Genomic DNA, 22,217 nt, shown 5'->3' with positions numbered 1-22,217 from the left:
CCCCCTGCCACCCCGTCCGGCGCGCACCCGTCCGCGAACCACCCGCCCCGCCCCCACCCGCCCCAACTGCCTTCCGCACTGCCGCACTTGGCCGGGCGACCGGCCACCGCCCGCCGGAAAACCGCTGGCCCCGCACCCGCTCCCCGGTCCACCCTGCCGGTCATGGACGTCCGCCTGGAACCCTGGTCCGACTCCCGCCTCGGCCTGCTGGAGCGCATCAACACCCCGCTGATGCGCCGCCACGTCGGCGGCCCGGAGACCCCTGAGCAGCTGCTCCTGCGCCACCGCCGCTACCTCGGGCTCCCGGCCCTGGGCGGCACGGTGTACGCGGTGCTGGTCGACGGCGCGGAGGCCGGGTCGATCGCCCACCACCGGCGCGAGTGGCGGGGCGCCGAGGTCCACGAGACCGGCTGGAACGTGCTGCCGGAGTTCCAGGGCCGCGGCGTCGCGCTGGCGGCGGGCCGGGCGGTGCTCACCGCGCTGCGCGCCCTGGTGGCCGCGGACGCCTCCGCGCCCGGCGTGCTGCACGCCTTCCCGGCCGTCGACAACGCCCCGTCCAACGCGCTCTGCGCCCGGCTGGGCTTCACCAGCAGCGGGCCGTGCGCCTTCGAGTACCCGCAGCGCTCCGGCCGCTTCCTGCACAGCAACGACTGGCACCTGGCGCTGCGCTGAAACAGCCGCACCCGGGCCGCCGCAGCGGGCGCGCGCCCTCAGCCGACGAACACCGCCACCGGCTTCGCCTTGCCGCCGCTCTCCTCGACCAGCGCCAGGAACCGCCCGTCCGGGTCGAAGACCGCGACCGGCCCGTCCGCGCCCAGCCCGGGCGCGTCCAGCCGCATGCCGTTGGAGAGCAGCCGGGCCTGTTCGGCGTCGACGTCCCAGCGCGGGAAGGCGGCGGCCGCGGCCTCGGCGATCGGCAGCACCTCCAGCTTCTCCTCCAACTGCTCCAGGGTGTGCGCCGATTCGACCCCGTACGGCCCGACCCTGGTGCGCCGCAGCGCGGTCAGGTGCCCGCCGACGCCGAGCCCGGCGCCCAGGTCGCGGGCCAGCGCCCGGATGTACGTGCCGGAGGAGCACTCGACGGTGACGTCCAGGTCGAGCACCGGCGTGCCGTCCTCGGCGACGGCGGGCCGCACCCCGTGCAGGGTGAAGGAGTGCACCGTGGTGGGCCGGGCCGCGAGTTCGAAGTCCTCGCCCTCGCGCACCCGCGCGTACGAGCGCTTCCCGTCGATCTTGATCGCGCTGACCTTGGACGGCACCTGCATGATCTCGCCGGTCAGTGCGGCGATCCCGGCGTCGATCGCCGCGCGCGCCACGCCGTCGGCCGGGGCGGAGGCGGTGACCTCGCCCTCCCGGTCGTCGGTGACCGTGGTCTGCCCGAGCCGGATCGTCGCCTCGTAGGTCTTGGCGGTGAGCATCAGGTGGCCGAGCAGCCGGGTGGCCCGTTCGACGCCGATCACCAGCACGCCGGTGGCCATCGGGTCGAGGGTGCCCGCGTGCCCGACCTTCCGCGTCCCGGCCAGCCAGCGGAGCTTGGCGACCACGCCGTGCGAGGTGATGCCCTCCGGCTTGTCGACGACGACCAGCCCGTCGGGGCCCGTGCCTTTACGCTTCATCGCTTCATCATCATTTCGAAATTCCGCGCGCATCCCTGCGCGGCCGCTCCCGCGGCCCGACCACCGAACCGCACGAGCCTAGCGCGCGCCCGGCCCCCCGGAGTCCGGGTCCGCCGCCGCGGCGACCTCGGCCAGCGCCGTCCGGAACCGCTGCACGGCGTCCGCCACGGCCTCCCGGGTGCTGAACCCGGCCGCGTACACGTGCCCGCCGCCGCCGAGCCGGGCGCACACCGCCGCGACGTCGACCGCGCCGCGGGAGCGGCAGGAGCCGCGCAGCGTGCCGTCCGGGTCCTGCTTGAGCACCAGCGCGACGTCCGCCTCGGCGGGCTTGCGCAGCACGTCGATCAGGCCCTCGATCTCCTCGACGGTGACGCCGAACAGCGCCATGTCCTGGTACGGCACCCAGGTCCACACCAGCCCGTGCCCGCCGGCCTCCTCGGGCTCGAACGCGGCCCGCTCCAGCGCCCCGGCGAGCACCTTGAGGTACCCGAAGGAGGTGGTGTCCCACAGCTGGCGGGAGATCAGGTCCTGCCGGATGCCGGTGGCCAGCATCCGCCCGGCCATCTCGTGGGTGGCGGGCGTGGTGGCCCGGTACTTGAACGAGCCGGTGTCGGTGGCGATGCCGGTGTACAGGCAGGTCGCGATGGACTGGTCGAGCGGCACCCGCAGCCGCCGCAGCAGCTCGTCCACCAGGACGGCGGTGGCGGGCGCGGACGGGTCGATCAGCCGGACGGTGCCGAAGCCGGGGTTGGAGGCGTGGTGGTCGAACACCACCAGCGCGTCCGCCGCGGAGGCCTTGTCCCGCAGCAGGCCGAGCCGCTCCTCGGAGGCGGCGTCGAAGGCCAGCACCAGCGCGGGCGCCGCGGGCACCGCCGCGGCCGGGACGATCAGCTCCTGCCCGGGCAGGAAGGACAGCGACTCCGGGATGACCTGCGGGTCGTCGCCGAACGACACCCGCACCCGCTTGCCCAGGCCGCGCAGCGCCAGCCCGGCGGCCAGCGCCGAGCCCAGCGCGTCGCCGTCCGGGCAGATGTGGCAGATCAGGTCGATCTCGTCGCTGCCCGCGACCAGTTCGAGGGCGCGCCGCCACTCCTCCTCGAACCGGCCCGCGCCGCCCGCCGCCCCCGACTCCGACTCCGCCCCGGAGCCGGCCGACGACCCGCTGCGAGGGCCCGGAAGCACCGCGAGGGCGGTCTCCACCTCGAAGGTGGAGACCGCCCCCGCGGCACCGGACTCGGCCGGCTCCCCGGCCATGGTCACTCGTCCTCGTCGTCGTCGCGGGACGACTTGTACGGGTCGGCGTCGCCGGCGAACGCGGCCCCGGCGGCGGCCGTGCGGACGGCGGCGTCGGAGACCCGGGCCTTGTCCAGCAGGTCGTCGATGTTCCGGGCGTTGTCCGGCAGGGCGTCGGCGACGAAGGTCAGGGTCGGCGTGAACCGGACCCCGGTCTGCTTGCCGACCTCGGAGCGCAGGATGCCCTTGGCGCTCTCCAGCGCGGCCGCGCTGGACTCGCGCTCGGTCTCGTCACCGTAGACGGTGTAGAAGACCGTGGCCTCGCGCAGGTCCCCGGTGACCCGGGCGTCGGTGATGGTGACGTACCCCAGGCGCGGGTCCTTGATCCGGCGCTGCAGGGTCTCCGCCACGACCACCTGGATGCGGTCGGCGAGCTTGCGCGCCCTAGCGGTGTCGGTCACGTTGCCTCCTCGTGCAGTAGGCGCGTACCCGGGTCATGACCTCACCCGGTGGGGCCCTCTCCCAACGTACCCGCCCGCGCCCAGCCTTGTGGGCGCTCTCGGTCCTGTGCGGGTGTGACGGTGGTGACTCCCGCAGGTCATTCGTCGTCGTCGTGGTGGTACCGCCTCCGGGCGGAGAGCAGCATCACCTCGGGGCGGCCGGCGACGAGCCGCTCACAGCTGTCCAGGATCTCGCTGACGTACCCGGCGTCGCCGGAGACCACCGCGCAGCCGATCTCGGCCCTGCGGTGCAGATCCTGGTTGCCTACCTCTGCGGCGCACACGCTGTACTTGCGCTGCAGTTCGGCCACGATGGGCCGCACGATCGACCGCTTCTCCTTGAGCGAGTGCACGTCGCCGAGGAGCAGGTCGAAGGTGAGTGTTCCTACGAACATGTGGGACAGACCTGAGCCGGTCTGGGGGGCCTCGAAGGATTTCCGACTGGCCCAGACCCTAACAAGCGCGGCCGGGGCCGGTCGACGGGATAAAGCGTCCCGCCGGCCGGCCCCGGTTCAGCACCTGCTACGAGCGCGGCTTCTCCCGCATCTCGTAGGTCTCGATGACATCCTCGATCTTGATGTCGTTGAACGAGCCCAGGGTGACACCGGCCTCGAAGCCCTCGCGGACCTCGGTGGCGTCGTCCTTGAAGCGGCGCAGGCCCTCGATGTTGAGGTTCTCCGCCACGACCTTGCCGTCGCGCAGCAGGCGCGCCTTGGTGTTGCGGCGGATGATGCCCTCGCGGACGAGCACACCGGCGATGTTGCCGAACTTGGAGGAGCGGAACACCTCGCGGATCTCCGCGGAGCCGAGGCGCACCTCCTCGTACTCGGGCTTGAGCAGGCCCTTGAGCGCGGCCTCGATCTCCTCGATCGCCTGGTAGATGACCGAGTAGTACCGGATGTCGACGCCCTCGCGCTCGGCCGCGGTACGGGCACGCCCCTCGGCGCGCACGTTGAAGCCGATGATGATGGCGTCCGAGCCCATCGCCAGGTCCACGTCGGACTCGGTGATGGCACCCACACCGCGGTGCAGGACCCGCAGCTCGACCTCCTCGCCCACGTCCAGCTTGACGAGGGCGTCCTCGAGGGCTTCGACGGAACCGGAGACGTCACCCTTGATGATGAGGTTGAGCTTCTCGATGTTGCCGGCGGCCAGCGCGGCCTCGAAGCCCTCCAGCGAGACGCGGACGCGGCGCTGGGCCATCGAGGCGTTGCGGTCGCGGGCGGCGCGCTTCTCGGCGATCTGGCGGGCGGTGCGGTCCTCGTCGACGACGATGAAGCTGTCGCCGGCGCGGGGCACCGAGGTCAGACCGAGCAGCAGCACCGGACGGGACGGGCCGGCCTCGGAGAGGCTGTTGCCGTTCTCGTCCAGCATCGCGCGGACGCGGCCGTAGGAGTCGCCGACCACGATCGAGTCGCCGACCCGCAGGGTGCCGCGCTGGACGAGCAGCGTCGCCATGGCGCCGCGGCCCTTGTCCAGGTGGGCCTCGATCGCGATGCCCTGGGCGTCCTGCTCCGGGTTGGCGCGCAGGTCGAGGGAGGCGTCCGCGGTCAGGACCACGGCCTCCAGCAGCTCCTCGATGTTGAGGCCCTGGCGGGCGGAGATGTCGACGAACATGGTGTCGCCGCCGTACTCCTCGGCCACCAGGCCGAACTCGGTGAGCTGGCCGCGGACCTTGGTCGGGTCCGCGCCCTCGACGTCGATCTTGTTGACCGCGACCACGATCGGCACGCCGGCGGCCTTGGCGTGGTTCAGCGCCTCGACCGTCTGCGGCATGACGCCGTCGTTGGCCGCGACCACCAGGATCGCGATGTCGGTGGACTTGGCACCACGGGCACGCATGGCGGAGAACGCCTCGTGACCCGGGGTGTCGAGGAAGGTGATCGGGCGCTGCTCGCCGTTCACCTCGGTGACCACCTGGTACGCACCGATGTGCTGGGTGATGCCGCCGGCCTCGCCCGCGACCACGTTGGTCTTGCGGATCGCGTCGAGCAGGCGGGTCTTGCCGTGGTCGACGTGACCCATGACGGTGACCACCGGCGGACGCGGGGCCAGCTGCTCCTCGTCGCCCTCGTCGACACCGAAGTCGATGTCGAACGACTCCAGCAGCTCGCGGTCCTCGTCGTCCCGGCTGACGATCTCCAGCACGAAGCCCATCTCGTCGGCCAGCAGCTGCAGCGTGGCGTCGGAGACCGACTGGGTGGCGGTGACCATCTCACCGAGGTTGAACATCACCGAGACGAGCGCCGCCGGGTTGGCGTTGATCTTCTCCGCGAAGTCCGTCAGCGACGCACCGCGCGACAGGCGAACGGTCGAGCCGTTGCCGCGCGGCAGCATCACACCGCCGACGGACGGGGCCTGCATGGCCTCGTACTCCTGGCGCTTCGCGCGCTTCGACTTCCGGCCGCGGGCCGGACGGCCACCGGGGCCGCGACCGAACGCGCCCTGCGTGCCGCCACGGGCACCCGGGCCGCCGGGACGACCGCTGAAGCCGCCGGGACGGGCACCGCCGCCACCGAAGCCGCCACCGCCACCGGCGCCGCCACCCGGACGGGGGCCGCCGAAGCCGCCACCGGCCGGACGCGAGCCCGGACCGGCCGGACGGCCCTGGAAGCCGGGACGGGCACCGCCCGGAGCACCCGGACGCGCACCGGGGCCACCCGGACGCGCACCGGCACCCGGACCCGGGCGCGGGCCCGGACGCTGCGGCATCATGCCGGGGTTCGGACGGGGCATCCCGGACGGGCTCGGCGCACCGCCCGGACGCGGAGCGGCCGGACGCGGCATGCCGTCGGGACGGGGGGCACCGGCACCCGGGCCACCGGGACGCGGGGCGCCACCGGGACGGGGACCGCGCTCGCCGGACGGCGCACCGCCCGGACGCGGCGCACCGCCACCCGGCGCACCGGCGGGACGGGGACCGCGCTCGCCACCGGGACGGGGACCACGCTCGCCACCCGGCGCACCGGCCGGACGGGGACCGCGCTCGCCACCGGGACGGGGGCCGCGCTCACCGGACGGCGCACCGCCCGGACGCGGGGCGGACGGACGGGCCATGCCCGACGCGCCGCCCGAGGTGAAGGGGTTGTTGCCCGGACGCGGACCGGCCGGACGCGGGCCCGGACGGGCCGCGGGGTTGGCCGGGGCCGGCCGCGGGGCGGCCGGACGCGTCGGGGCCTCGCCGGCCGGGGCCGGGGAGGAGAACTCCGCCGCGGGCGCCGGAGCGGCCGGGGCGGGCGCCGCCGGACGCGGACCCGGGGTCGGGGCGCCGGCGGGCTTCGGGGCGGCCTGGCCCGCGGCGGGCGCGGGGGCGGCCGGAGCCGGAGTCGGACGGGGGCCCGGCGTCCCGGTGGGACGCGGGCCGGGGGTGGGGGCACCCGGCTTGGGTGCGGCCGAACCGGCACCGCCGGACGGCTGGGGCGCCGCGGGCTTCCGCGGGCCCGGCTTCGCGGAGGACGCGCCGCCGGACGGCGGGGTCGCTCCCAAAGCGTCAGTCAACTTGCGTACGACCGGCGCCTCGATCGTCGAGGACGCCGAACGCACGAACTCGCCCAGCTCGGTGAGCTTGGCCATGACGGCCTTGCTCTCCAAACCAAGCTCCTTGGCGAGTTCGTAAACCCGGACCTTAGCCACTTCGCTCCTGTCTATGCGTCCGGGGTATTCGTCCGCCGGACTGCCGTTACTTCATGGGCGTACTCATCGCGTACTCATCGAGTGCTCATCGCAATCTCGACCTACTTCCATCTCGCGAGGTACCTGACTGGGGCGCACGGCGGCGTACCACGTGCCGTGCGCTGGTGCGTGTTGCCGGGCGCTGGGCCCGTCAGTGGGCCGACTGCCGGTCGGCCGGACCTGCTCCCGCCCCGAGGTGCTCCCGCAGGGCGCCGGGGTCGAGCGCGCCCTGGGCCTTGAGGGCCCGGGGGAACGCCCGGCGGCGGACCGCGAGGTCGAGGCAGCTCGGGTCGGGGTGAAGATACGCGCCCCGGCCCGGCAGAGTGCCGCGGGGATCGGGGACGCATCCGCCCTCGCCCGCCACGACACGCAGCAGCTCGTGCTTGGCCGCGCGCTTGCGGCAGCCCACGCAGGTGCGTTCAGGGCATGCCCGGACATGCGTCCGGCCAGACACGTTCAAGTCTACCCCTCCGAAGGGACTCACCGCCGCCGAGTAGATTCCCGGGGGCACATGACAACGTTGCTACCGGGCCGAAGATTCCTCGGCGGGGGCCTCGGTGTCCGGACGGATGTCGATCCGCCAGCCGGTCAGCCGGGCGGCCAGGCGGGCGTTCTGCCCCTCCTTGCCGATCGCCAGCGACAGCTGGTAGTCCGGCACGATCACCCGGGCGGAGCGCTGGGCCAGGTCGACGATCTCCACCTTCGTCACCCGGGCGGGCGACAGCGCGGCGGCGACCATCTCGGCCGGGTCCTCCGACCAGTCGACGATGTCGATCTTCTCGCCGTGCAGCTCGGCCATCACGCCGCGCACCCGCATGCCGTTCGGGCCGATGCAGGCGCCCTTGGCGTTCAGGCCCTGGCGGCGCGACCAGACCGCGATCTTGGTGCGGTGGCCGGCCTCGCGGGCGATCGCGGCGATCTCCACCGAGCCGTCCGCGATCTCCGGGACCTCCAGCGCGAACAGCCGCTTCACCAGGTTCGGGTGGGTCCGCGAGAGCGTCACCGACGGGCCGCGCACACCGCGCCGCACGCCCACCACGTAGCACTTCAGCCGGGTGCCGTGCCGGTAGTCCTCGCCCGGGACCTGCTCCTGCGGCGGCAGGATGGCCTCCAGCTTGCCGATGTCGACCAGCACGCTCTTCGGGTCGTTGCCCTGCTGGACGACACCGGTGACGATGTCGCCCTCCTTGCCCGCGTACTCGCCGAAGGTCTGGTCGTCCGCGGCGTCCCGCAGCCGCTGCAGGATGACCTGCTTGGCGGTGGACGCGGCGATCCGGCCGAAGCCCGACGGGGTGTCGTCGAACTCCTTCGGCTCGACGCCCTCGTCCAGCTCGGACGCGTCCTCCAGCGCCCAGACCGTCACGTGGCCGGTCTTGCGGTTCAGCTCCACCCGCGCCCGGCGGCGCGAGCCCTCGGTGCGGTGGTACGCGATGAGGAGGGCCGACTCGATCGACTCGACCAGCAGGTCGAACGGCACGCCCTTCTCGGTGACCAGCCCGCGCAGGGCACTCATGTCGATGTCCACGACTACGCCTCCTCTTCCTCTTCGTCCACGTCCGCGATGTCGGCGGCGGCGTCGAGCAGTTCCTCGTCCTTGCGGTTGAACTCGACCTGCACCCGGGCCCGCGCGATCTCCGCGAACTCCAGACGGCGCTCCTTGGGGCGGCCGCGCCCCTTGACCGGCTGCACCTCGACCAGCGCGCCGTCCTCGTCGCTCTCCAGCACCCGCGCGGTCAGCTCCGCGCCGTCCACCAGCTTGACCGCCGCCAGCCGGCCGGTCGCCCGGCGCCAGTGCCGCGGCTCGTTCAGCGGGCGCTCGGCGCCCGGGGAGCCGACCTCCAGCAGGTACGGGGCCTCGCCCATCAGGTCGGAGTCGTCCAGCGCCTGGCCGACCAGGCGGGAGAACTCGGCGATCGCGTCGAGGTCGACACCGCCGTCGGCGTCCACGTCGACCTGCACCTGGCGGCGGCTGCCGGCCTGGGTCACCTTGACCTCTTCCAGGTCGAGCCCGGCCTCGGCCGCCAGTGGCTCCAACAGGGCGCGCAGCCGGTCAGTGGGGGTGGTGCTCATCCGGGTGACTCCTCGGCCGCGTCTGCTGTTGTCGAAGGTGCTAACTCACCGCGCAGCCTATCGGGTCAACCCCCGAACCGCCGATTCCGACCCGGGCCGCCCGCACCCCCTGCGAGGAACCTCACAACGGTCGGATACCGTCCATGCTCCGTACGGAGCGTGTGCGGCTCCGGTAAAGATTCTCCCGACGAGGGGCACCCGGCCCTCACCGACCCCGCTGGAGCACCGATGCCCGCGCCCACACGGCGGACCTTCCTGGCCCTCGGGGCGCTCACCGGCCTCCACCTGCTCTCCGGCTGCACCGACGACCACCCGGCGAAGCCCCCGCAGCCGCAGGCCGAGGACCCGGACCGCCCGCTGCGACTGCGCCAACTCGCCGCCACCGACGCCCTGCTGGCCCGGTACGACGCCGCCCTCGCCGCGGCGGGCACCGACCCCGGCCCGCTCGGCGACCTGCGCGCGGACGTCGTCCGGCACCGCGAGGAGTTCGCCCGGACGCTGCCCGCGCCCTCCGCCTCCCCGTCCGCCCCCGCCTCCCGGTCCGCCTCCGCCGCTGCCTCCGCGACCGCCGCGACCGCCGCGCCGACGGCCGCCGACCTGGCCGCCGCCGAGCAGCGCACCGCCGCCCTGCGGCTGGCCGACCTCGCCGCGGCCTCCCCCGGACTGGCCCGCACCCTCGCCTCGGTCGCCGCCTCCGGCGCGGCCCACGCGGCGGCCCTCGGCGACACCACCGCCCCCGCGGCCCCCGCCCCGTCCCCCTCGCCGTCCGCCTCCGCCTCCGCCTCCGCGCCCGCGGTGCCCGCCGCCGACACCGAGGCCCTGCAGGCGGCCCTCGCCGCCGAGCACGCCGCCGTCTACGGCTACGGCGTCGTCGGCGCCTTCCTGCCCGCCGGGCCCCAGCGCGAGGACGCCCGCACCACGTACGCCGCGCACCAGGCCCGGCGCGACGCCTGGCAGCGCCTGCTGGCCGCCGGGGGCTCCTCCCCCGCCGCCGCGGCCGCCGGCTACCGGCTGCCCTTCCCGGTCAAGGACGCCGCGACCGCCACCCGGCTGGCCGCCCACCTGGAGACCCAGCTGACCGCCGCCTACGCCGACCTCGCCGCCGCCCCCGCCTACCGCGACCAGGCCGCCGCCGCCCTGCGCGAGTGCGCCCTGCGCGCCGCCCACTGGGGCGCCGCCCTCCCCGCCCTCCCGGGCCTCTCCGCGGAGCAGTGACGCCCCGTCAGGGGCCCGGGGAACGGCGGGCACGGGACTGCTGCGGGTGCGGGCCGTTGCTTCGGGTGCTGTTCCCACGGCCCGGAGCAGCACGGACCTCCGACGGGCTCCGGCCGCCGGCAGCCCGGACTCGCCGTTCCCCGGGCCCCTGAGTACGCGCCCCTCCCGAGCCGCTGATCGCCCGCTGCCGCGCCCCCGGGACCGGATAATCGCTGCCATGGCACAACCCGCGCAGTTCAGCGTCCCCGAACGCCTCGTCGCATCGGTCCGGTCGGAGGGCTCCCCCGACGCCGCAGCCTGGCTGGCGGGGCTGCCGGAGGCGCTCGCGCAGCGGCTCGCGCAGTGGCGGCTGGTGCCGGAGCGGACCGTCGAGCCGGGCGGCCGGAGCAGCGTGGTGGTGTACGCGCACCGCGCGGACGACCTGGCGCCCGTCGCGCTGAAGGTCGCCCGGCCGTCCGCCGAGGCGGCGGCGCTGCGGGTGTGGGCGGGGCGGGGCGCGGTGCTGCTGCTGGACGAGGCGGACGGGGCGCTGCTGCTGGAGCGCCTGCACGGCGAGATCCCGCTGCGTTCGCTGGCCGAGGCGAAGGCGATGCTGGAGGCGACCAGCCTGCTGCGCCGGCTGTGGGTGCCGGTCCTGCCGGGGCACCCGTTCGAGCTGCTGGCCGACCGCGCCGCCCGGGCCGCCGCCCGGATCGCCGAGCGGCGCGCGCTGCCCGCGGCGGACGACGCCGGGCCGCTGGTGGACGAGGCGCTGGAGGCGCTGGCGCTGGCCGCGGACGGCAGCGGCGGCGACTGGCTGCTGCACGGTGACTTCCAGCACGGCAGGGTGCTGGCCGCGGACCGCTCCCCGTGGCTGGCGGTGGCACCGCGCCCGCTGGTCGGCGACCGGGCGTACGACCTGGCCCGGCTGGTGCTGGACCGGATCGACACGCTGGCCGCCTCGCCGGGCCCGCGCGGTGCGGCGCGGCGGCGGCTGGCGCAGCTCGCGGAGGCGGTGGAGCTGCCCGCCGACCGGGTCCGGGCGTGGACGCTGCTGCGGGCGGTGGACGCCGCGCTGGGGGCGTTCGCGGCGGGCGACCCGGCGGCGGCCGAGCTCCGCCTGGAGTTCGCGTCCTGGCTGTGAGGCCGGGGCGGTCGGCCGCCCGCGGCGGCAGGTAGTAACGTCCCGCTTCATGGAGCAGCTCACCGGGGTGACGATCGAGGCCATCGACCTGGCGGCGTGGGCGCCCGCCGTGCTGGAGGTCCAGGCGGTCGCGTTCGGGCTGGGTCCGCACGAGGTCGCGGTGCGGCTGCCGATCGTGGGGCGGCACGCGCTGCAGCCGGGGGTGGTGGCGCTGGGGGCGATGGCGCGGGGGCGGCTGGTCGGGTTCGGGTACGGGATGCCGAACCAGCGGGAGCACTGGTGGTCGACGGTGATCGAGCCGTACCTGGCGGCGCGCGGCCACGAGGGCTGGCTGGACGGCGTGTTCGCGGTGACGGAGCTGCACGTGCTGCCGGAGTTCCAGGGCCTGGGCGTGGGCACCCGGCTGATCCGTTCGCTGTGCGGGCGCTCCGGCCTGGACCGGTCGATCCTGTCGGCGATCGACGCGGAGACCCCGGCCCGGCGGCTGTACCGCTCGCTCGGCTACCGGGACCTGGCCCCGGCGGTGCGCTTCCCGAACACGACCCGCCCGTACGCGGTGATGGGCGCCCACCTGCCGCTGCGCGACCCGTCCCGGGCCTGACGGCGGGTCAGAACAGCACGCTCATGAACGCGCCGACCTCGCGGAAGCCGACCCGGCGGTAGGCGGCGCGGGCCCGGGTGTTGAAGTCGTTGACGTACAGCGAGACGACGGGGGCGACCTCGGCGAGGGCGGTGTTGACCACGGCGGCCATGCCGGTCTCGGAGAGCCGCTTGCCGCGGTGCTCGGGGGCGACCCAGACGCCCTGGACCTGGCAGGCCCCGGCGGTGACGGCGCCGATCTCGGCCTTGAAGACGACCTTGCCGTCCTCGTCGAAGCGGGCGAACGAGCGTCCGGTGGAGACCAGTTCGGCGACCCGGGCCTGGTAGAGCAGCCCGCCGTCCCCGGCCAGCGGGGAGATGCCGACCTCCTCGGTGAACATGGCCACGCAGGCGGGCATCAGCGCCTCGATCTCGGCGCGGCCGACCCGGCGCACCAGCGGGTCGGGCTCGACCTCGGTGACGGGCGTGGAGGTGGCCATCAGCGGCTGGTGGGCGCGGACGTCGCGGGCCGGGCCCCAGGAGCGCTCCAGCAGCGCCCAGAGCATCGCGGTGGCCTCGGCGGGGCCGACGATGGAGGAGCAGCGGCGGCCCTGCCGCCGGGCGCGTTCGGAGAAGGCCCGGACGGCCTCCGGCCCGGCGCCGACCGGGACGAGGTTGGCCCCGGCGTAGCAGAGCGCGTCGAGCCGGCCGGCGGCGTCGTGCCAGCCCCACATCTCGCCGCCGAGCCGCCAGGGGTCGAGGCCGACGGCCTCCACCCGGGTGGCGACGAAGGCGTTGGCGACGGGGTCGCGGCGCAGGATCTCCAGCGCGTCGTCGAGGTCGGGGGCCTCCAGCACGCGGGTGGCGGCGAGCGCCCGGGCGGCCTGGAAGGGGCCGGGCAGCATCACACCTCGGTCGAGCACGGGGGCACCTCTCGGACGGGCGGGACCGCCCGCTGGGCGGCCCCGCCGGGGGAGTTCAGGCCGTCACTCGGCGGCCACGACCACGGGGGCGCCGGATTCGACGCCCTCCTCCTGCATCTGCTCGGCCAGCTTCATGGCCTCCTCGATCAGGGTCTCGACGATCTTCGACTCGGGCACGGTCTTGATCACCTCGCCCTTGACGAAGATCTGGCCCTTGCCGTTGCCGGAGGCGACGCCGAGGTCGGCCTCGCGGGCCTCGCCGGGGCCGTTGACGACGCAGCCCATGACGGCGACCCGCAGCGGCACCTCCATGCCCTCCAGGCCGGCGGTGACCTCCTCGGCGAGCTTGTAGACGTCGACCTGGGCGCGGCCGCAGGACGGGCAGGAGACGATCTCCAGGCCGCGCTGGCGCAGGTTCAGCGACTCCAGGATCTGGATGCCGACCTTGATCTCCTCGGCCGGCGGGGCGGAGAGCGAGACCCGGATGGTGTCGCCGATGCCCTCGGCGAGCAGCGCGCCGAAGGCCACCGCGGACTTGATGGTGCCCTGGAAGGCGGGCCCGGCCTCGGTGACGCCGAGGTGCAGCGGGTAGTCGCAGGCGGCGGCGAGCTGCCGGTAGGCGTTGATCATCACGACCGGGTCGTTGTGCTTGACCGAGATCTTGATGTCGCGGAAGTCGTGCTCCTCGAACAGCGAGCACTCCCACAGCGCGGACTCGACCAGCGCCTCGGGGGTGGCGCGGCCGTACTTCTCCAGCAGCCGCTTGTCGAGCGATCCGGCGTTGACGCCGATCCGGATCGGCACGCCCGCGTCCTTGGCGGCCTTGGCGATCTCGCCGACCTTGTCGTCGAAGGCCTTGATGTTGCCGGGGTTGACCCGGACGGCGGCGCAGCCCGCGTCGATCGCCGCGAACACGTACTTCGGCTGGAAGTGGATGTCGGCGATCACCGGGATCTGCGACTTCCGGGCGATGATCGGCAGCGCGTCGGCGTCGTCCTGCGAGGGGACGGCGACCCGGACGATCTGGCAGCCGGAGGCGGTCAGCTGGGCGATCTGCTGCAGCGTGGCGTTGACGTCGGAGGTGAGGGTGGTGGTCATCGACTGCACCGAGACCGGCGCGTCACCGCCGACCGGCACGTTGCCGACCATGATCTGACGCGAGTGGCGGCGCTGGGCCAGCGGCTTGAGCGGCAGGGAAGGGATACCGAGCGAGATCGCGGTCATGTGCGCAGTTTTTTCCTCTGGAGAGGTTCGGTGAGTCGGGGCGCGCCCGCGGTGGCGGGGGCGCCCGGCGTCCAACGGTACGCCACGGCCGGGTGGCGGGGCACACCCGGCCGCGGGTGGCGCGCGGCTAGTTGATGCGCACCGGGTTGACGATGTCGGCGGCCATCACGAGGCCGGTGAAGCAGACGAAGATCCCGGCGACCACGTAGGCCAGCGGCATCAGCCGGGCCACGTCGAACGGCCCGGGGTCGGGCCGGCGCAGCACCTTGGCGGCGGTGCGGCGCACCGACTCCCACAGCGCCCCGGCGATGTGGCCGCCGTCCAGCGGCAGCAGCGGCAGCATGTTGAACAGGAACAGCATGAAGTTCATGTACGCGAGCATCTGGACGAAGAAGGCCAGCTGCTGGGTGGCGGGCAGGTCCATCGCGAACACGTCGCCGCCGAGCCGGGCCGCGCCGACCATGCCGACCGGGGAGTCCTGCTCGCGCGGGGCGCCGTCGACGACGGCGTGCCACAGGCCGGGGATCTTGCCGGGCAGCTGGGCCAGCGACTCCACGCCGTGCTCCGCCATCTTCGCCATCTCGTCGGCGCTCTCGCCGACCGACATGTGGTGGACGCCGGTGGCGGGGGTGATGCCGAGGAAGCCCGCGGTGACGGTCCGGCCCTTGATCGGGTAGCCGTCCCCGTCCAGCGCGGCGAGGGTGTTGGTCTTGATGTCGGCGGCCAGCGTCTGGGTGCTGCCGTCCCGGTGCCGGACCTCGACGTCCACGTGCTTGCCCGCGGAGTCCCGGATCAGGGCCTGCAGCTGGTCGTAGTCGTGGATCTTCACGCCGTCGAAGGCCAGCACGGTGTCGCCCGCCCGCAGCCCGGCCGCGTTGGCGGGGGACTTCTCGGCGCCGGGCTGGCAGGTGTCGGTCTGGGCGCTGACCGGGACGACGCACTCGCTGACCGACTGGATGGTCGGCGTGGACCGCGTGACGCCGATGCCCATGAACAGGGTGAGGAACAGGCCGATCGCCAGGACCAGGTTCATGCCCGGCCCGGCGAACATCACGATGACGCGCTTCCACGGCTTGCGGGTGTAGAACAGCCGGGTCTCGTCGCCGGGCTGCAGTTCCTCGTACGAGGCCGCCCGGGCGTCCTCGATCATGCTGCGCCAGGGCGAGGAGGACCGCTTCGTTATCCGGCCGTCCGCGCCCGGCGGGAACATGCCGATCATCCGGATGTAGCCGCCGAACGGGATCGCCTTGAGGCCGTACTCGGTCTCGCCGCGCCTGGTCGACCAGACGGTCCTCCCGAAGCCGACCATGTACTGCGGGACGCGGATGCCGAACAGCTTCGCGGTGGAGAGGTGGCCGAGCTCGTGCCAGGCGATCGAGAACAACAGCCCGACCACGAAGATCAGGACGCCCAGCACCCACATCAGCTTGTCCACCGCTCCGCCTCCGTCGTACCTAACCTGCCGCCAGCTCCCGGGCCCGGGCGCGGGCCCAGTGCTCAGCCTGGAGTACGTCCTCCACCGTGAGCGAAGTTCCCGCCGCCGGGGTGCCGTGCTCGGCGACCACCTTCGCCACAGTGTCCACGATTCCGGTGAAGGGCAGCGCGCCCTTCAGGAAAGCGTCCACACATTCCTCGTTCGCGGCGTTGAAGACCGCGGGGGCCGTCCCGCCGAGCGTACCCACCTCGCGGGCCAGCTCGACGGCCGGGAAGGCCACGTCGTCCAGCGGGAAGAACTCCCAGGTCGCGGCCTTGGTCCAGTCGCAGCCGGGCGCCGCGTCGGGCACCCGGTCGGGCCAGCCGAGGCCCAGCGCGATCGGCATCCGCATGTCCGGCGGGCTCGCCTGGGCCAGCGTGGAGCCGTCCGTGAACTCCACCATCGAATGAACGACCGACTGCGGATGGACCACCACCTCGATCCGGTCGAAGGGCACGTCGTACAGCAGGTGGGCCTCGATCACCTCCAGGCCCTTGTTCACCAGGGTCGCCGAGTTGATCGTCACCACCGGGCCCATCGCCCAGGTCGGGTGGGCCAGCGCCTCGGCGGGGGTCACGCCCGCCAGCTGCTCGCGGGTGCGGTTGCGGAACGGGCCGCCGCTGGCCGTCACCACCAGCTTGCGGACCTCGGCCCGGGTGCCGCCGGACAGCGCCTGGAACAGCGCGGCGTGCTCGGAGTCCACCGGCACGATCTGGCCGGGCCCCGCGACCGCCTTGACCAGCGGGCCGCCGACGATCAGCGACTCCTTGTTCGCCAGCACCAGCACCCGGCCCGCCCGCAGCGCGGCCAGCGTCGGGGCCAGGCCGATCGAGCCGGTGATGCCGTTCAGCACCGAGTGGCACTCCAGCGCGGCCAGTTCGGTCGCCGCGTCCGGGCCGACCAGGACCTGCGGCAGCGGGGCGCCGGCGGCCTTCGCGGCGAGCGCCGCGCGCAGCGGCGGCTCGGCGGCCGGGTCGGCCACCGCGACGGTGTGCACGCCGAGCGCGAGGGCCTGCTCGGCGAGCAGCTCCACCCGGCCGCCGGCCGCGGACAGCGCGACCACCCGGAACCGGTCGGGGTTTCGGAGCACCACGTCGATGGCCTGGGTGCCGATCGAGCCGGTCGAGCCCAGGATGACCAACTCCCGGGGGCCCTGCGGGTCCCGGACGACCGGAGTGAAGCGCGACTGCGGATGGGCGAGCGAGTTCATGCCCACCATTGTGTCCTGCCGCCGTCCCCGCCCCGGCCCCCGGCGCGGACGCCCCGCCGACCGCCGGGGGCGGCGGCGGGCGGGGCGTCCGGGGTCCTGCCGGGGCCGCTCAGAGGTCCAGACCGGTGAGGACCAGCACCTTCTCGAAGGTGAAGTCGTCCATCGCGTAGCGCACGCCCTCGCGGCCCACGCCGGAGTCCTTCACGCCGCCGTACGGCATCTGGTCGGCCCGGTAGGACGGCGCGTCGCCGATCACCACGCCGCCGACCTCCAGCTCGCGGTGGGCACGGAACGCGGTCTGCACGTCGTGCGTGAACACGCCCGCCTGCAGGCCGAACGCCGAGTCGTTGACCGCGGCGAACGCCTCCTCGGTGCCCTCCACCCGGTGCAGCGACAGCACCGGGCCGAACACCTCGGCCTTGGCCAGGATCGCGTCCGCGGGCAGCTCGGCCAGCACGGTCGGGGCGTACGCGGCGCCGTCCCGGCTGCCGCCGGTCAGCACCTTGGCGCCCTTGGCGACCGCGTCCTCGACCCAGGACTCGACGCGCTTGGCGGCGTTCTCGTCCACCAGCGGGCCGACGTCGGTGGCCTCGTCGTACGGGTCGCCGGTGACCTGCGCCTTCACCTTGGCGACGACCTTCTCCACCAGGCGGTCGTAGACGCTCGCGTCGGCGATCACCCGCTGCACCGAGATGCAGGACTGGCCGCCCTGGTAGTTGGCGAACAGCGCGATCCGGCTCGCCGCCCAGTCCAGGTCCGCCTCGGAGCTCCAGTCGGCCAGCACCACCGCCGCGGCGTTGCCGCCGAGCTCCAGGGTGACGTGCTTGCGCGGCACCGAGTCCATGATCTGGTAGCCGACCTTGTCCGAACCGGTGAACGAGACCACCGGCAGGCGGCCGTCCTGGACCAGCGCGGGCATCTTGGCGTTCTCCACCGGCAGCACGCTCCAGGAGCCGGCCGGCAGGTCGGTCTCGGCCAGGATCTCGCCCAGCACCAGGGCGGACAGCGGGGTGGCCGGGGCGGGCTTCAGGATGATCGGCGCGCCCACCGCGATCGCCGGGGCCACCTTGTGCGCCACCAGGTTCAGCGGGAAGTTGAACGGGGCGATGCCCAGCACCGCGCCGCGCGGGAAGCGCCGCACGATCGCGTACCGGCCGGTGCCGCCCGGGTCGGTGTCCAGCCGCATGGTCTCGCCGTTGGTCCGGCGCGCCTCCTCGGCGGCCCAGCGGAACACCGACACGGCCCGGCCGACCTCGCCGCGCGCCCACTTGATCGGCTTGCCGTTCTCCGCGGTGATCAGCCGGGCGATCTCCTCGGTGCGCTCCGCCAGCCGCTTGGCGACGTGGTCCAGCGCGGCCGCCCGCTGGTGCGCCGGGGTCGCGCCGAACACCGGCACCGCGGCGGCGGCGGCCGCCACGGCCTCCTCCACCTGCGCGTCCGTCGGCACGCCGACCGTCGCCACCAGGCTGCCGTCGTGCGGGTGGCGCACCTCGAACGCCGTCTCGCCGCTCGCCCGCCGCCCGGCCAGCCAGAACTCATGAGTGGTGGTCACGGTCGCACCGGCCCCTTCCCTCGAAGACTTGTCGTCCTCACGGTAGGGGGCGGCACCGGGGTTTCCGATTGGACGGACGGGACGAAAACGGGGGGCCGATTAGTACGCCTCGGACACGCCGTGGCTACTCCTCGCCGGACCTGAGCGCCAGCCACAGCTCCATCCGGGCGTCCGTGTCGTCCAGCGAGCGCCCGAGCAGCTCCTCCACCCGCCGCATCCGGTAGCGCAGCGTGTGCCGGTGCACGCCCAGGTCGGCCGCCGCGGCGTCCCACTGGCCGTGCCGGGAGAGCCAGGCCCGCAGCGAGGCGACCAGGTCGCCGCGGGCGGTGCGGTCGTGCTCGCGCAGCGGGCGCAGCAGGCCCTCGGCGAAGGCCGTGACGGCCTCCTCGCCCAGCAGCGGCAGCAGCGAACCCGCGCCGACCTCCTCGTGGTCGACGGTGCGGCGACCGCCGCGCTGGGCCACCGCCAGGGCCCGCTCGGCCTGGGCGTGGGCCGTCCCGGCGTCCTCCAGGGCGGCGGGCGCGGAGACGCCCAGCGCCAGGCCCTCGTGCTCCTCGACGGCGCCCAGGCAGGCCCGGTGCACCGAGCCGTTGTCCAGCGCGAGCACCATCAGGCGCGGCCCGTGCGCGCCGTCCTCCCGGGCCACCAGCAGCTTCTCGCCGACCTTGCCGCCCGCGTTCTCCGCCCGGTCGCCGAGCTCGCCGAGCGCCTCCGCGGCCTCCGCCCCCGGCCCGGCGGCCGCGACCAGCACCCGGACGGTGCCCTCGGGCAGGCCGCCGAACAGCCCCGCGGCGACCTGCCGGGCGGCGCCCACCTCACCGGCCAGCACCATCCGCAGCAGCGCCGCGCCCATCCGCTCCTCGGCCTGCCGCAGCTCGCGCGAACGTTCCAGGGTGAGGGTGAGCAGCGCGACCGCGGCGTTCAGCACGTACCGCTCGGTCGGGGTGATCCGGTCCTCGGTGCCGACCGCCAGGAAGCCGCGCGGACGCCGGTCGGCGCCCAGCGACTGGACCACCACGTAGTCCTCGTCGGCGGTGTCGATCGTCCCGGCCCGGCCCTGCAGCGCGGCGCTGGACGGGGCGGGGCGGCGGCGCAGCCGGTCGACCTCGGCGGCCAGCCGGCCGGCCCGGCGGGCCGCCCAGTCGGGGGCGACCGCGGACAGCGCGCCCGAGCCGTCGTACAGCGCCGCCCAGCCGCCCAGCCGGGCCGCCAGCCGGCGCACCACCGCGGTGGTGCCGTCCTTGCCGAGCGCGGCCCGGGTCAGCTCCTCCTGCGCCTCGAAGCTGGTGGTGACGGCCTCGTACTGCTCGGCGGCCAGCGCGGCCGAGACGGTTTTGGAGATCGCGATGAACGGCGTCGCCTCCGGCACCCGCAGCAGCGGCAGCCCGCGCTGGGCGGCGGCCTCCACCAGGGCCTGCGGCACCTCCCGGTGCGAGAGCCCGACCCCCAGTCCGAGGCCGACCACGCCCGCGTCGGCCAGCCGGTGCACGTACGCCTCCAGTTCGGCGGCGCCCTTGCCCAGCTTGATGCCGGTGGTGAGGAGCAGTTCGCCGCCCTCGAGGAACGGGGCGGGGTCGTCCAGCTCGCTGGTGTGGACCCAGCGGACGGGTCGCTCCAGGTGGTCCGCGCCGGCCAGGACCGTCAGGTGGAGCGCGGTGGTGCGGACGACGGAGGCGAGAGTGGGGGGCATGGCACCTTCGGTGGTTCGACCCGGCTGCGCCGTTGCCGCCGGGCGAGTGAGGGTTCTCCTCCCCATTATGGACGCTCCGGACAACCCGGAGTGCCGAAATCCGCCGGTCCGTAGCTTCCGTGACCCAACGATGACCGCTCCGCGACCCGTCGCCCCCTTCCCGCTCAGTGCCGCAGGTCGACCAGCAGCGGCGGCACCTGCTCCCCCGTCACCGAGGTCAGCGAGACCACCGCGTGCCCGGACGGCAGCGCGTGCGCCAGGTCGGACGGCGACCAGCGGTGCCGCTCGACGTCCCGGGTGGTGACCGACTCGGTCTGCGCGGTGGTGCCGGACAGCGCCTTGCGCACCAGCCGCCCGGCCCGGCGGACCGCTCCCCCGGAGGTGTCCGGGACGTGCGTCACCGCGGTCTCCCGCACCAGGTGGGTGCCCCACGCCTCGGAGAACAGCCGGCCGTCCCAGGGCGCGATGCCCGGGAACGCCATCCGGTTGCCGACCGCGCCGAACAGCGGCGCGCGCAGCGGCTCCGGCAGGTCGGACAGCGTGCGCAGCAGCAGCACCACGCCCGCGTTGGCGCCGCGCAGCCGCTGGACGCCGCGGACCGCCTGCGCGTCGACCGCGGCGGTGGCGTCGTCCAGCACCATCCCGGCGAACAGCTCCCGGTCCCGGCGGTCGGCCGCGGCCTGGGTGAACTGGCCCAGCAGCAGCCGCGACAGGATCCGGGCCGCCTCCGGGTGGCTGCGCTCGGGCAGCTTCACCCGCACCCGCAGCGGGTGCTCCAGCGCGCGCATCGCGAACGCGGGCTTGGCGTCCGGCCCGCCGGAGAACCCGGCCGCCAGCGCGGGCCGGTCCAGCAGCGCCAGCCGGTCCGCGAGCAGCGCGCCCGGGTCGTCGGCCCGGCCGTGCATCCGCTCGCGCTGCTGCAGGTCGGCCTCGAACTCCGACCGCCGCCCCGACTTCTGCAACTGCTCGCCGAGCTCCGCCCAGCCCTCCGCGTCCCCCACCAGCAGCGCCCGCAGCGCCCGCACCCCCGGGCACCGCCCGTACGCCGCCCGGTACGGCCCGACCACCTGCTGCATCGCGGCCCGGGCGCTCTCCGCCCGCGGCGCCAGCTCGTCCGGCAGCAGCGCGTCCGCCAGCCGGGCCGCCGCCTCGTCCGAGTGCGGCGCCGCCCCGTACAGGTCCAGGCCGTACGGGGCCTCCGGGTCGCCCGGGGCGATCACCACGTCGTACCAGTCGTCGGGCCCGAGGTCCGCGTCGGACGCCCCGACCACCACCGCGCAGGCCGCGCCCGCCAGCGCCTGCAGGCACAGCGCCTCGGCGACCGGGCGGGCCAGCGCGGCGGTCTTGCCGGTGCCCGCCGGGCCGACCGCCAGCAGCGAGGTGCCCAGCACCCGCGGGTCCAGCGCGAAGCCCGCGTTCCGGTGCGTGACCGGGTTCTTCGGCACGTCCTGCGCCGTCCCCAGCCGCACCTGGCGCACCAGCAGGTCGTGCCGCCCCGCCCGCCCGCCCGGCAGGTCCCGCTGCTCGGACGGGTGCGCGCACGCCGCCCCGCCCCGGGCCGCCACCTGCGCGGCGAACTCCCGCCACGCCACCGGGTCGCTCCCCACCGTCCGCCACGCCTGGTGCAGCCGCACGTAGTCCACGTCCCCGACCGGCTCCCCCTCCAGCCGCCGCACCGCCTCCCCGGCCGGCCGCAGCTCGGCCCACACGTCGACGACGGGCGCCGCCTCGGGGGCGGGGGGGACCTCGGTGACGGCGTGCGAGAGGACGGGGGCGATCCAGCGCCGCCACACCTCGCCCCAGCGGCCCATCCGGCCGAAGACCATCAGCACCACGATGATCAGCGAGACGTTGACGGTGGCGGCGATCAGCAGGGAGATGACGAAGGAGTTGGGGACGGTGAGCCCGAAGGTGGTCAGCAGCCCCTGCACCAGGGAGACGCCTTCGAGGTAGACGAAGAGTCCGACCGCCAGGTTCAGCGCCGCCCGCAGCAGCAGCGGCCCCGCCGGGGTGCCGGCCTGTTCGGCGGCCTTGGGGTCGTGCGGGGTGTGGTGCTGCCGGTAGATGCCGGGGGCGGCCTCGGGGCGGGGGGCGGTGGCCCAGGTGGAGAGGTGGAAGGGGGCGCGGGGCGGGGGG

Annotated in this window: 19 protein-coding genes; 4 read left to right on the top strand and 15 right to left on the bottom strand. The window is 74.8% G+C overall.

What is annotated here, in order from left to right:
- Positions 1-162: 162 nt before the first annotated feature.
- Positions 163-672: a GNAT family N-acetyltransferase gene (locus tag OO57_RS20185; protein WP_033253959.1), complete on the top strand. Its 510-nt coding sequence runs from the start codon at positions 163-165 to the stop codon at positions 670-672.
- A gap of 38 nt (positions 673-710) precedes the next feature.
- Here OO57_RS20185 and truB read toward each other — a convergent pair whose 3' ends face one another.
- The 8 genes from truB to rimP all read right to left on the bottom strand — a co-directional run bounded on the left by truB (position 711) and on the right by rimP (position 9,091).
- Positions 711-1,616 carry a tRNA pseudouridine(55) synthase TruB gene (gene truB / locus OO57_RS20180; protein ID WP_033253958.1) on the bottom strand — a complete coding sequence of 302 codons (906 nt, stop codon included), beginning with the start codon at positions 1,614-1,616 and terminating at the stop codon, positions 711-713.
- Between the two features lie 78 nt (positions 1,617-1,694).
- Positions 1,695-2,870 (bottom strand): DHH family phosphoesterase, encoded by a 1,176-nt coding sequence (locus OO57_RS20175; protein ID WP_234337422.1) that lies wholly within the window; start codon positions 2,868-2,870, stop codon positions 1,695-1,697.
- Positions 2,871-2,872: 2 nt separating this feature from the next.
- A complete protein-coding gene (rbfA, locus tag OO57_RS20170; protein ID WP_033253956.1) occupies positions 2,873-3,310 on the bottom strand; it encodes a 30S ribosome-binding factor RbfA in 438 nt (145 codons plus the stop codon).
- A 137-nt stretch (positions 3,311-3,447) separates the two neighbouring features.
- Positions 3,448-3,744 (bottom strand): DUF503 domain-containing protein, encoded by a 297-nt coding sequence (locus OO57_RS20165; protein ID WP_033253955.1) that lies wholly within the window; start codon positions 3,742-3,744, stop codon positions 3,448-3,450.
- A 127-nt stretch (positions 3,745-3,871) separates the two neighbouring features.
- Complete coding sequence (infB, locus tag OO57_RS41270; RefSeq protein WP_081973823.1) at positions 3,872-6,982, bottom strand: translation initiation factor IF-2; 3,111 nt, start codon at positions 6,980-6,982, stop codon at positions 3,872-3,874.
- Positions 6,983-7,172: 190 nt separating this feature from the next.
- A complete protein-coding gene (locus OO57_RS20155) occupies positions 7,173-7,475 on the bottom strand; it encodes a YlxR family protein (RefSeq protein ID WP_081973827.1) in 303 nt (100 codons plus the stop codon).
- A 69-nt stretch (positions 7,476-7,544) separates the two neighbouring features.
- A complete protein-coding gene (gene nusA / locus OO57_RS20150; RefSeq protein ID WP_033253953.1) occupies positions 7,545-8,546 on the bottom strand; it encodes a transcription termination factor NusA in 1,002 nt (333 codons plus the stop codon).
- Positions 8,547-8,548: 2 nt separating this feature from the next.
- Positions 8,549-9,091, bottom strand: coding sequence for a ribosome maturation factor RimP (gene rimP, locus OO57_RS20145; RefSeq protein ID WP_033253952.1), 543 nt, complete (start codon positions 9,089-9,091; stop codon positions 8,549-8,551).
- A gap of 228 nt (positions 9,092-9,319) precedes the next feature.
- Here rimP and OO57_RS45770 point away from each other — a divergent pair, with 228 nt between their 5' ends.
- The 3 genes from OO57_RS45770 to OO57_RS20125 all read left to right on the top strand — a co-directional run bounded on the left by OO57_RS45770 (position 9,320) and on the right by OO57_RS20125 (position 12,030).
- Positions 9,320-10,306 (top strand): ferritin-like domain-containing protein, encoded by a 987-nt coding sequence (locus tag OO57_RS45770; protein ID WP_081973822.1) that lies wholly within the window; start codon positions 9,320-9,322, stop codon positions 10,304-10,306.
- A 217-nt stretch (positions 10,307-10,523) separates the two neighbouring features.
- A complete protein-coding gene (locus tag OO57_RS20130; protein ID WP_033253949.1) occupies positions 10,524-11,429 on the top strand; it encodes an aminoglycoside phosphotransferase family protein in 906 nt (301 codons plus the stop codon).
- 49 nt (positions 11,430-11,478) lie between these two features.
- Entirely contained in the window at positions 11,479-12,030 is a 552-nt protein-coding gene (locus OO57_RS20125) for a GNAT family N-acetyltransferase (protein ID WP_033253948.1), read from the top strand.
- A gap of 7 nt (positions 12,031-12,037) precedes the next feature.
- Here OO57_RS20125 and OO57_RS20120 read toward each other — a convergent pair whose 3' ends face one another.
- From OO57_RS20120 to OO57_RS20090, 7 genes are all read right to left on the bottom strand, one after another.
- Positions 12,038-12,913, bottom strand: a complete 876-nt coding sequence (locus OO57_RS20120; RefSeq protein WP_051777993.1) for a GNAT family N-acetyltransferase — start codon at positions 12,911-12,913, stop codon at positions 12,038-12,040.
- A gap of 81 nt (positions 12,914-12,994) precedes the next feature.
- On the bottom strand, positions 12,995-14,155 hold the full coding sequence (ispG, locus tag OO57_RS20115) for a flavodoxin-dependent (E)-4-hydroxy-3-methylbut-2-enyl-diphosphate synthase (protein WP_033253947.1): 1,161 nt from the start codon (positions 14,153-14,155) through the stop codon (positions 12,995-12,997).
- Positions 14,156-14,282: 127 nt separating this feature from the next.
- Positions 14,283-15,590, bottom strand: a complete 1,308-nt coding sequence (locus tag OO57_RS20110) for a M50 family metallopeptidase (RefSeq protein ID WP_106974049.1) — start codon at positions 15,588-15,590, stop codon at positions 14,283-14,285.
- Between the two features lie 19 nt (positions 15,591-15,609).
- Positions 15,610-16,839, bottom strand: coding sequence for a 1-deoxy-D-xylulose-5-phosphate reductoisomerase (gene dxr / locus OO57_RS20105; RefSeq protein ID WP_033253946.1), 1,230 nt, complete (start codon positions 16,837-16,839; stop codon positions 15,610-15,612).
- A 109-nt stretch (positions 16,840-16,948) separates the two neighbouring features.
- A complete protein-coding gene (locus OO57_RS20100) occupies positions 16,949-18,391 on the bottom strand; it encodes an aldehyde dehydrogenase family protein (protein ID WP_033253945.1) in 1,443 nt (480 codons plus the stop codon).
- A gap of 124 nt (positions 18,392-18,515) precedes the next feature.
- Complete coding sequence (locus OO57_RS20095) at positions 18,516-20,081, bottom strand: PucR family transcriptional regulator (protein ID WP_033253944.1); 1,566 nt, start codon at positions 20,079-20,081, stop codon at positions 18,516-18,518.
- A 164-nt stretch (positions 20,082-20,245) separates the two neighbouring features.
- On the bottom strand, positions 20,246-22,217 hold a 1,972-nt coding region (locus OO57_RS20090; protein WP_051777992.1), incomplete at its 5' end, for a hypothetical protein.

This window comes from Kitasatospora phosalacinea (genome assembly GCF_000717185.1).
GTDB lineage: Bacteria > Actinomycetota > Actinomycetes > Streptomycetales > Streptomycetaceae > Kitasatospora > Kitasatospora phosalacinea_A.
This window is presented reverse-complemented; position numbering and strand designations above follow the sequence as displayed.

Excerpts from the sequence above, each read along its gene's own strand:
- OO57_RS20120 (WP_051777993.1), bottom strand. The coding sequence starts at position 12,913 with ATGCTGCCCGGCCCCTTCCAGGCCGCCCGGGCGCTCGCCGCCACCCGC.
- ispG (WP_033253947.1), bottom strand. The coding sequence starts at position 14,155 with ATGACCGCGATCTCGCTCGGTATCCCTTCCCTGCCGCTCAAGCCGCTG.
- OO57_RS20125 (WP_033253948.1), top strand. The coding sequence starts at position 11,479 with ATGGAGCAGCTCACCGGGGTGACGATCGAGGCCATCGACCTGGCGGCG.
- rimP (WP_033253952.1), bottom strand. The coding sequence starts at position 9,091 with ATGAGCACCACCCCCACTGACCGGCTGCGCGCCCTGTTGGAGCCACTG.
- OO57_RS20165 (WP_033253955.1), bottom strand. The coding sequence starts at position 3,744 with ATGTTCGTAGGAACACTCACCTTCGACCTGCTCCTCGGCGACGTGCAC.
- OO57_RS20095 (WP_033253944.1), bottom strand. The coding sequence starts at position 20,081 with ATGCCCCCCACTCTCGCCTCCGTCGTCCGCACCACCGCGCTCCACCTG.
- truB (WP_033253958.1), bottom strand. The coding sequence starts at position 1,616 with ATGAAGCGTAAAGGCACGGGCCCCGACGGGCTGGTCGTCGTCGACAAG.
- dxr (WP_033253946.1), bottom strand. The coding sequence starts at position 16,839 with ATGAACTCGCTCGCCCATCCGCAGTCGCGCTTCACTCCGGTCGTCCGG.
- OO57_RS20175 (WP_234337422.1), bottom strand. The coding sequence starts at position 2,870 with ATGGCCGGGGAGCCGGCCGAGTCCGGTGCCGCGGGGGCGGTCTCCACC.
- OO57_RS20130 (WP_033253949.1), top strand. The coding sequence starts at position 10,524 with ATGGCACAACCCGCGCAGTTCAGCGTCCCCGAACGCCTCGTCGCATCG.
- OO57_RS20185 (WP_033253959.1), top strand. The coding sequence starts at position 163 with ATGGACGTCCGCCTGGAACCCTGGTCCGACTCCCGCCTCGGCCTGCTG.
- OO57_RS45770 (WP_081973822.1), top strand. The coding sequence starts at position 9,320 with ATGCCCGCGCCCACACGGCGGACCTTCCTGGCCCTCGGGGCGCTCACC.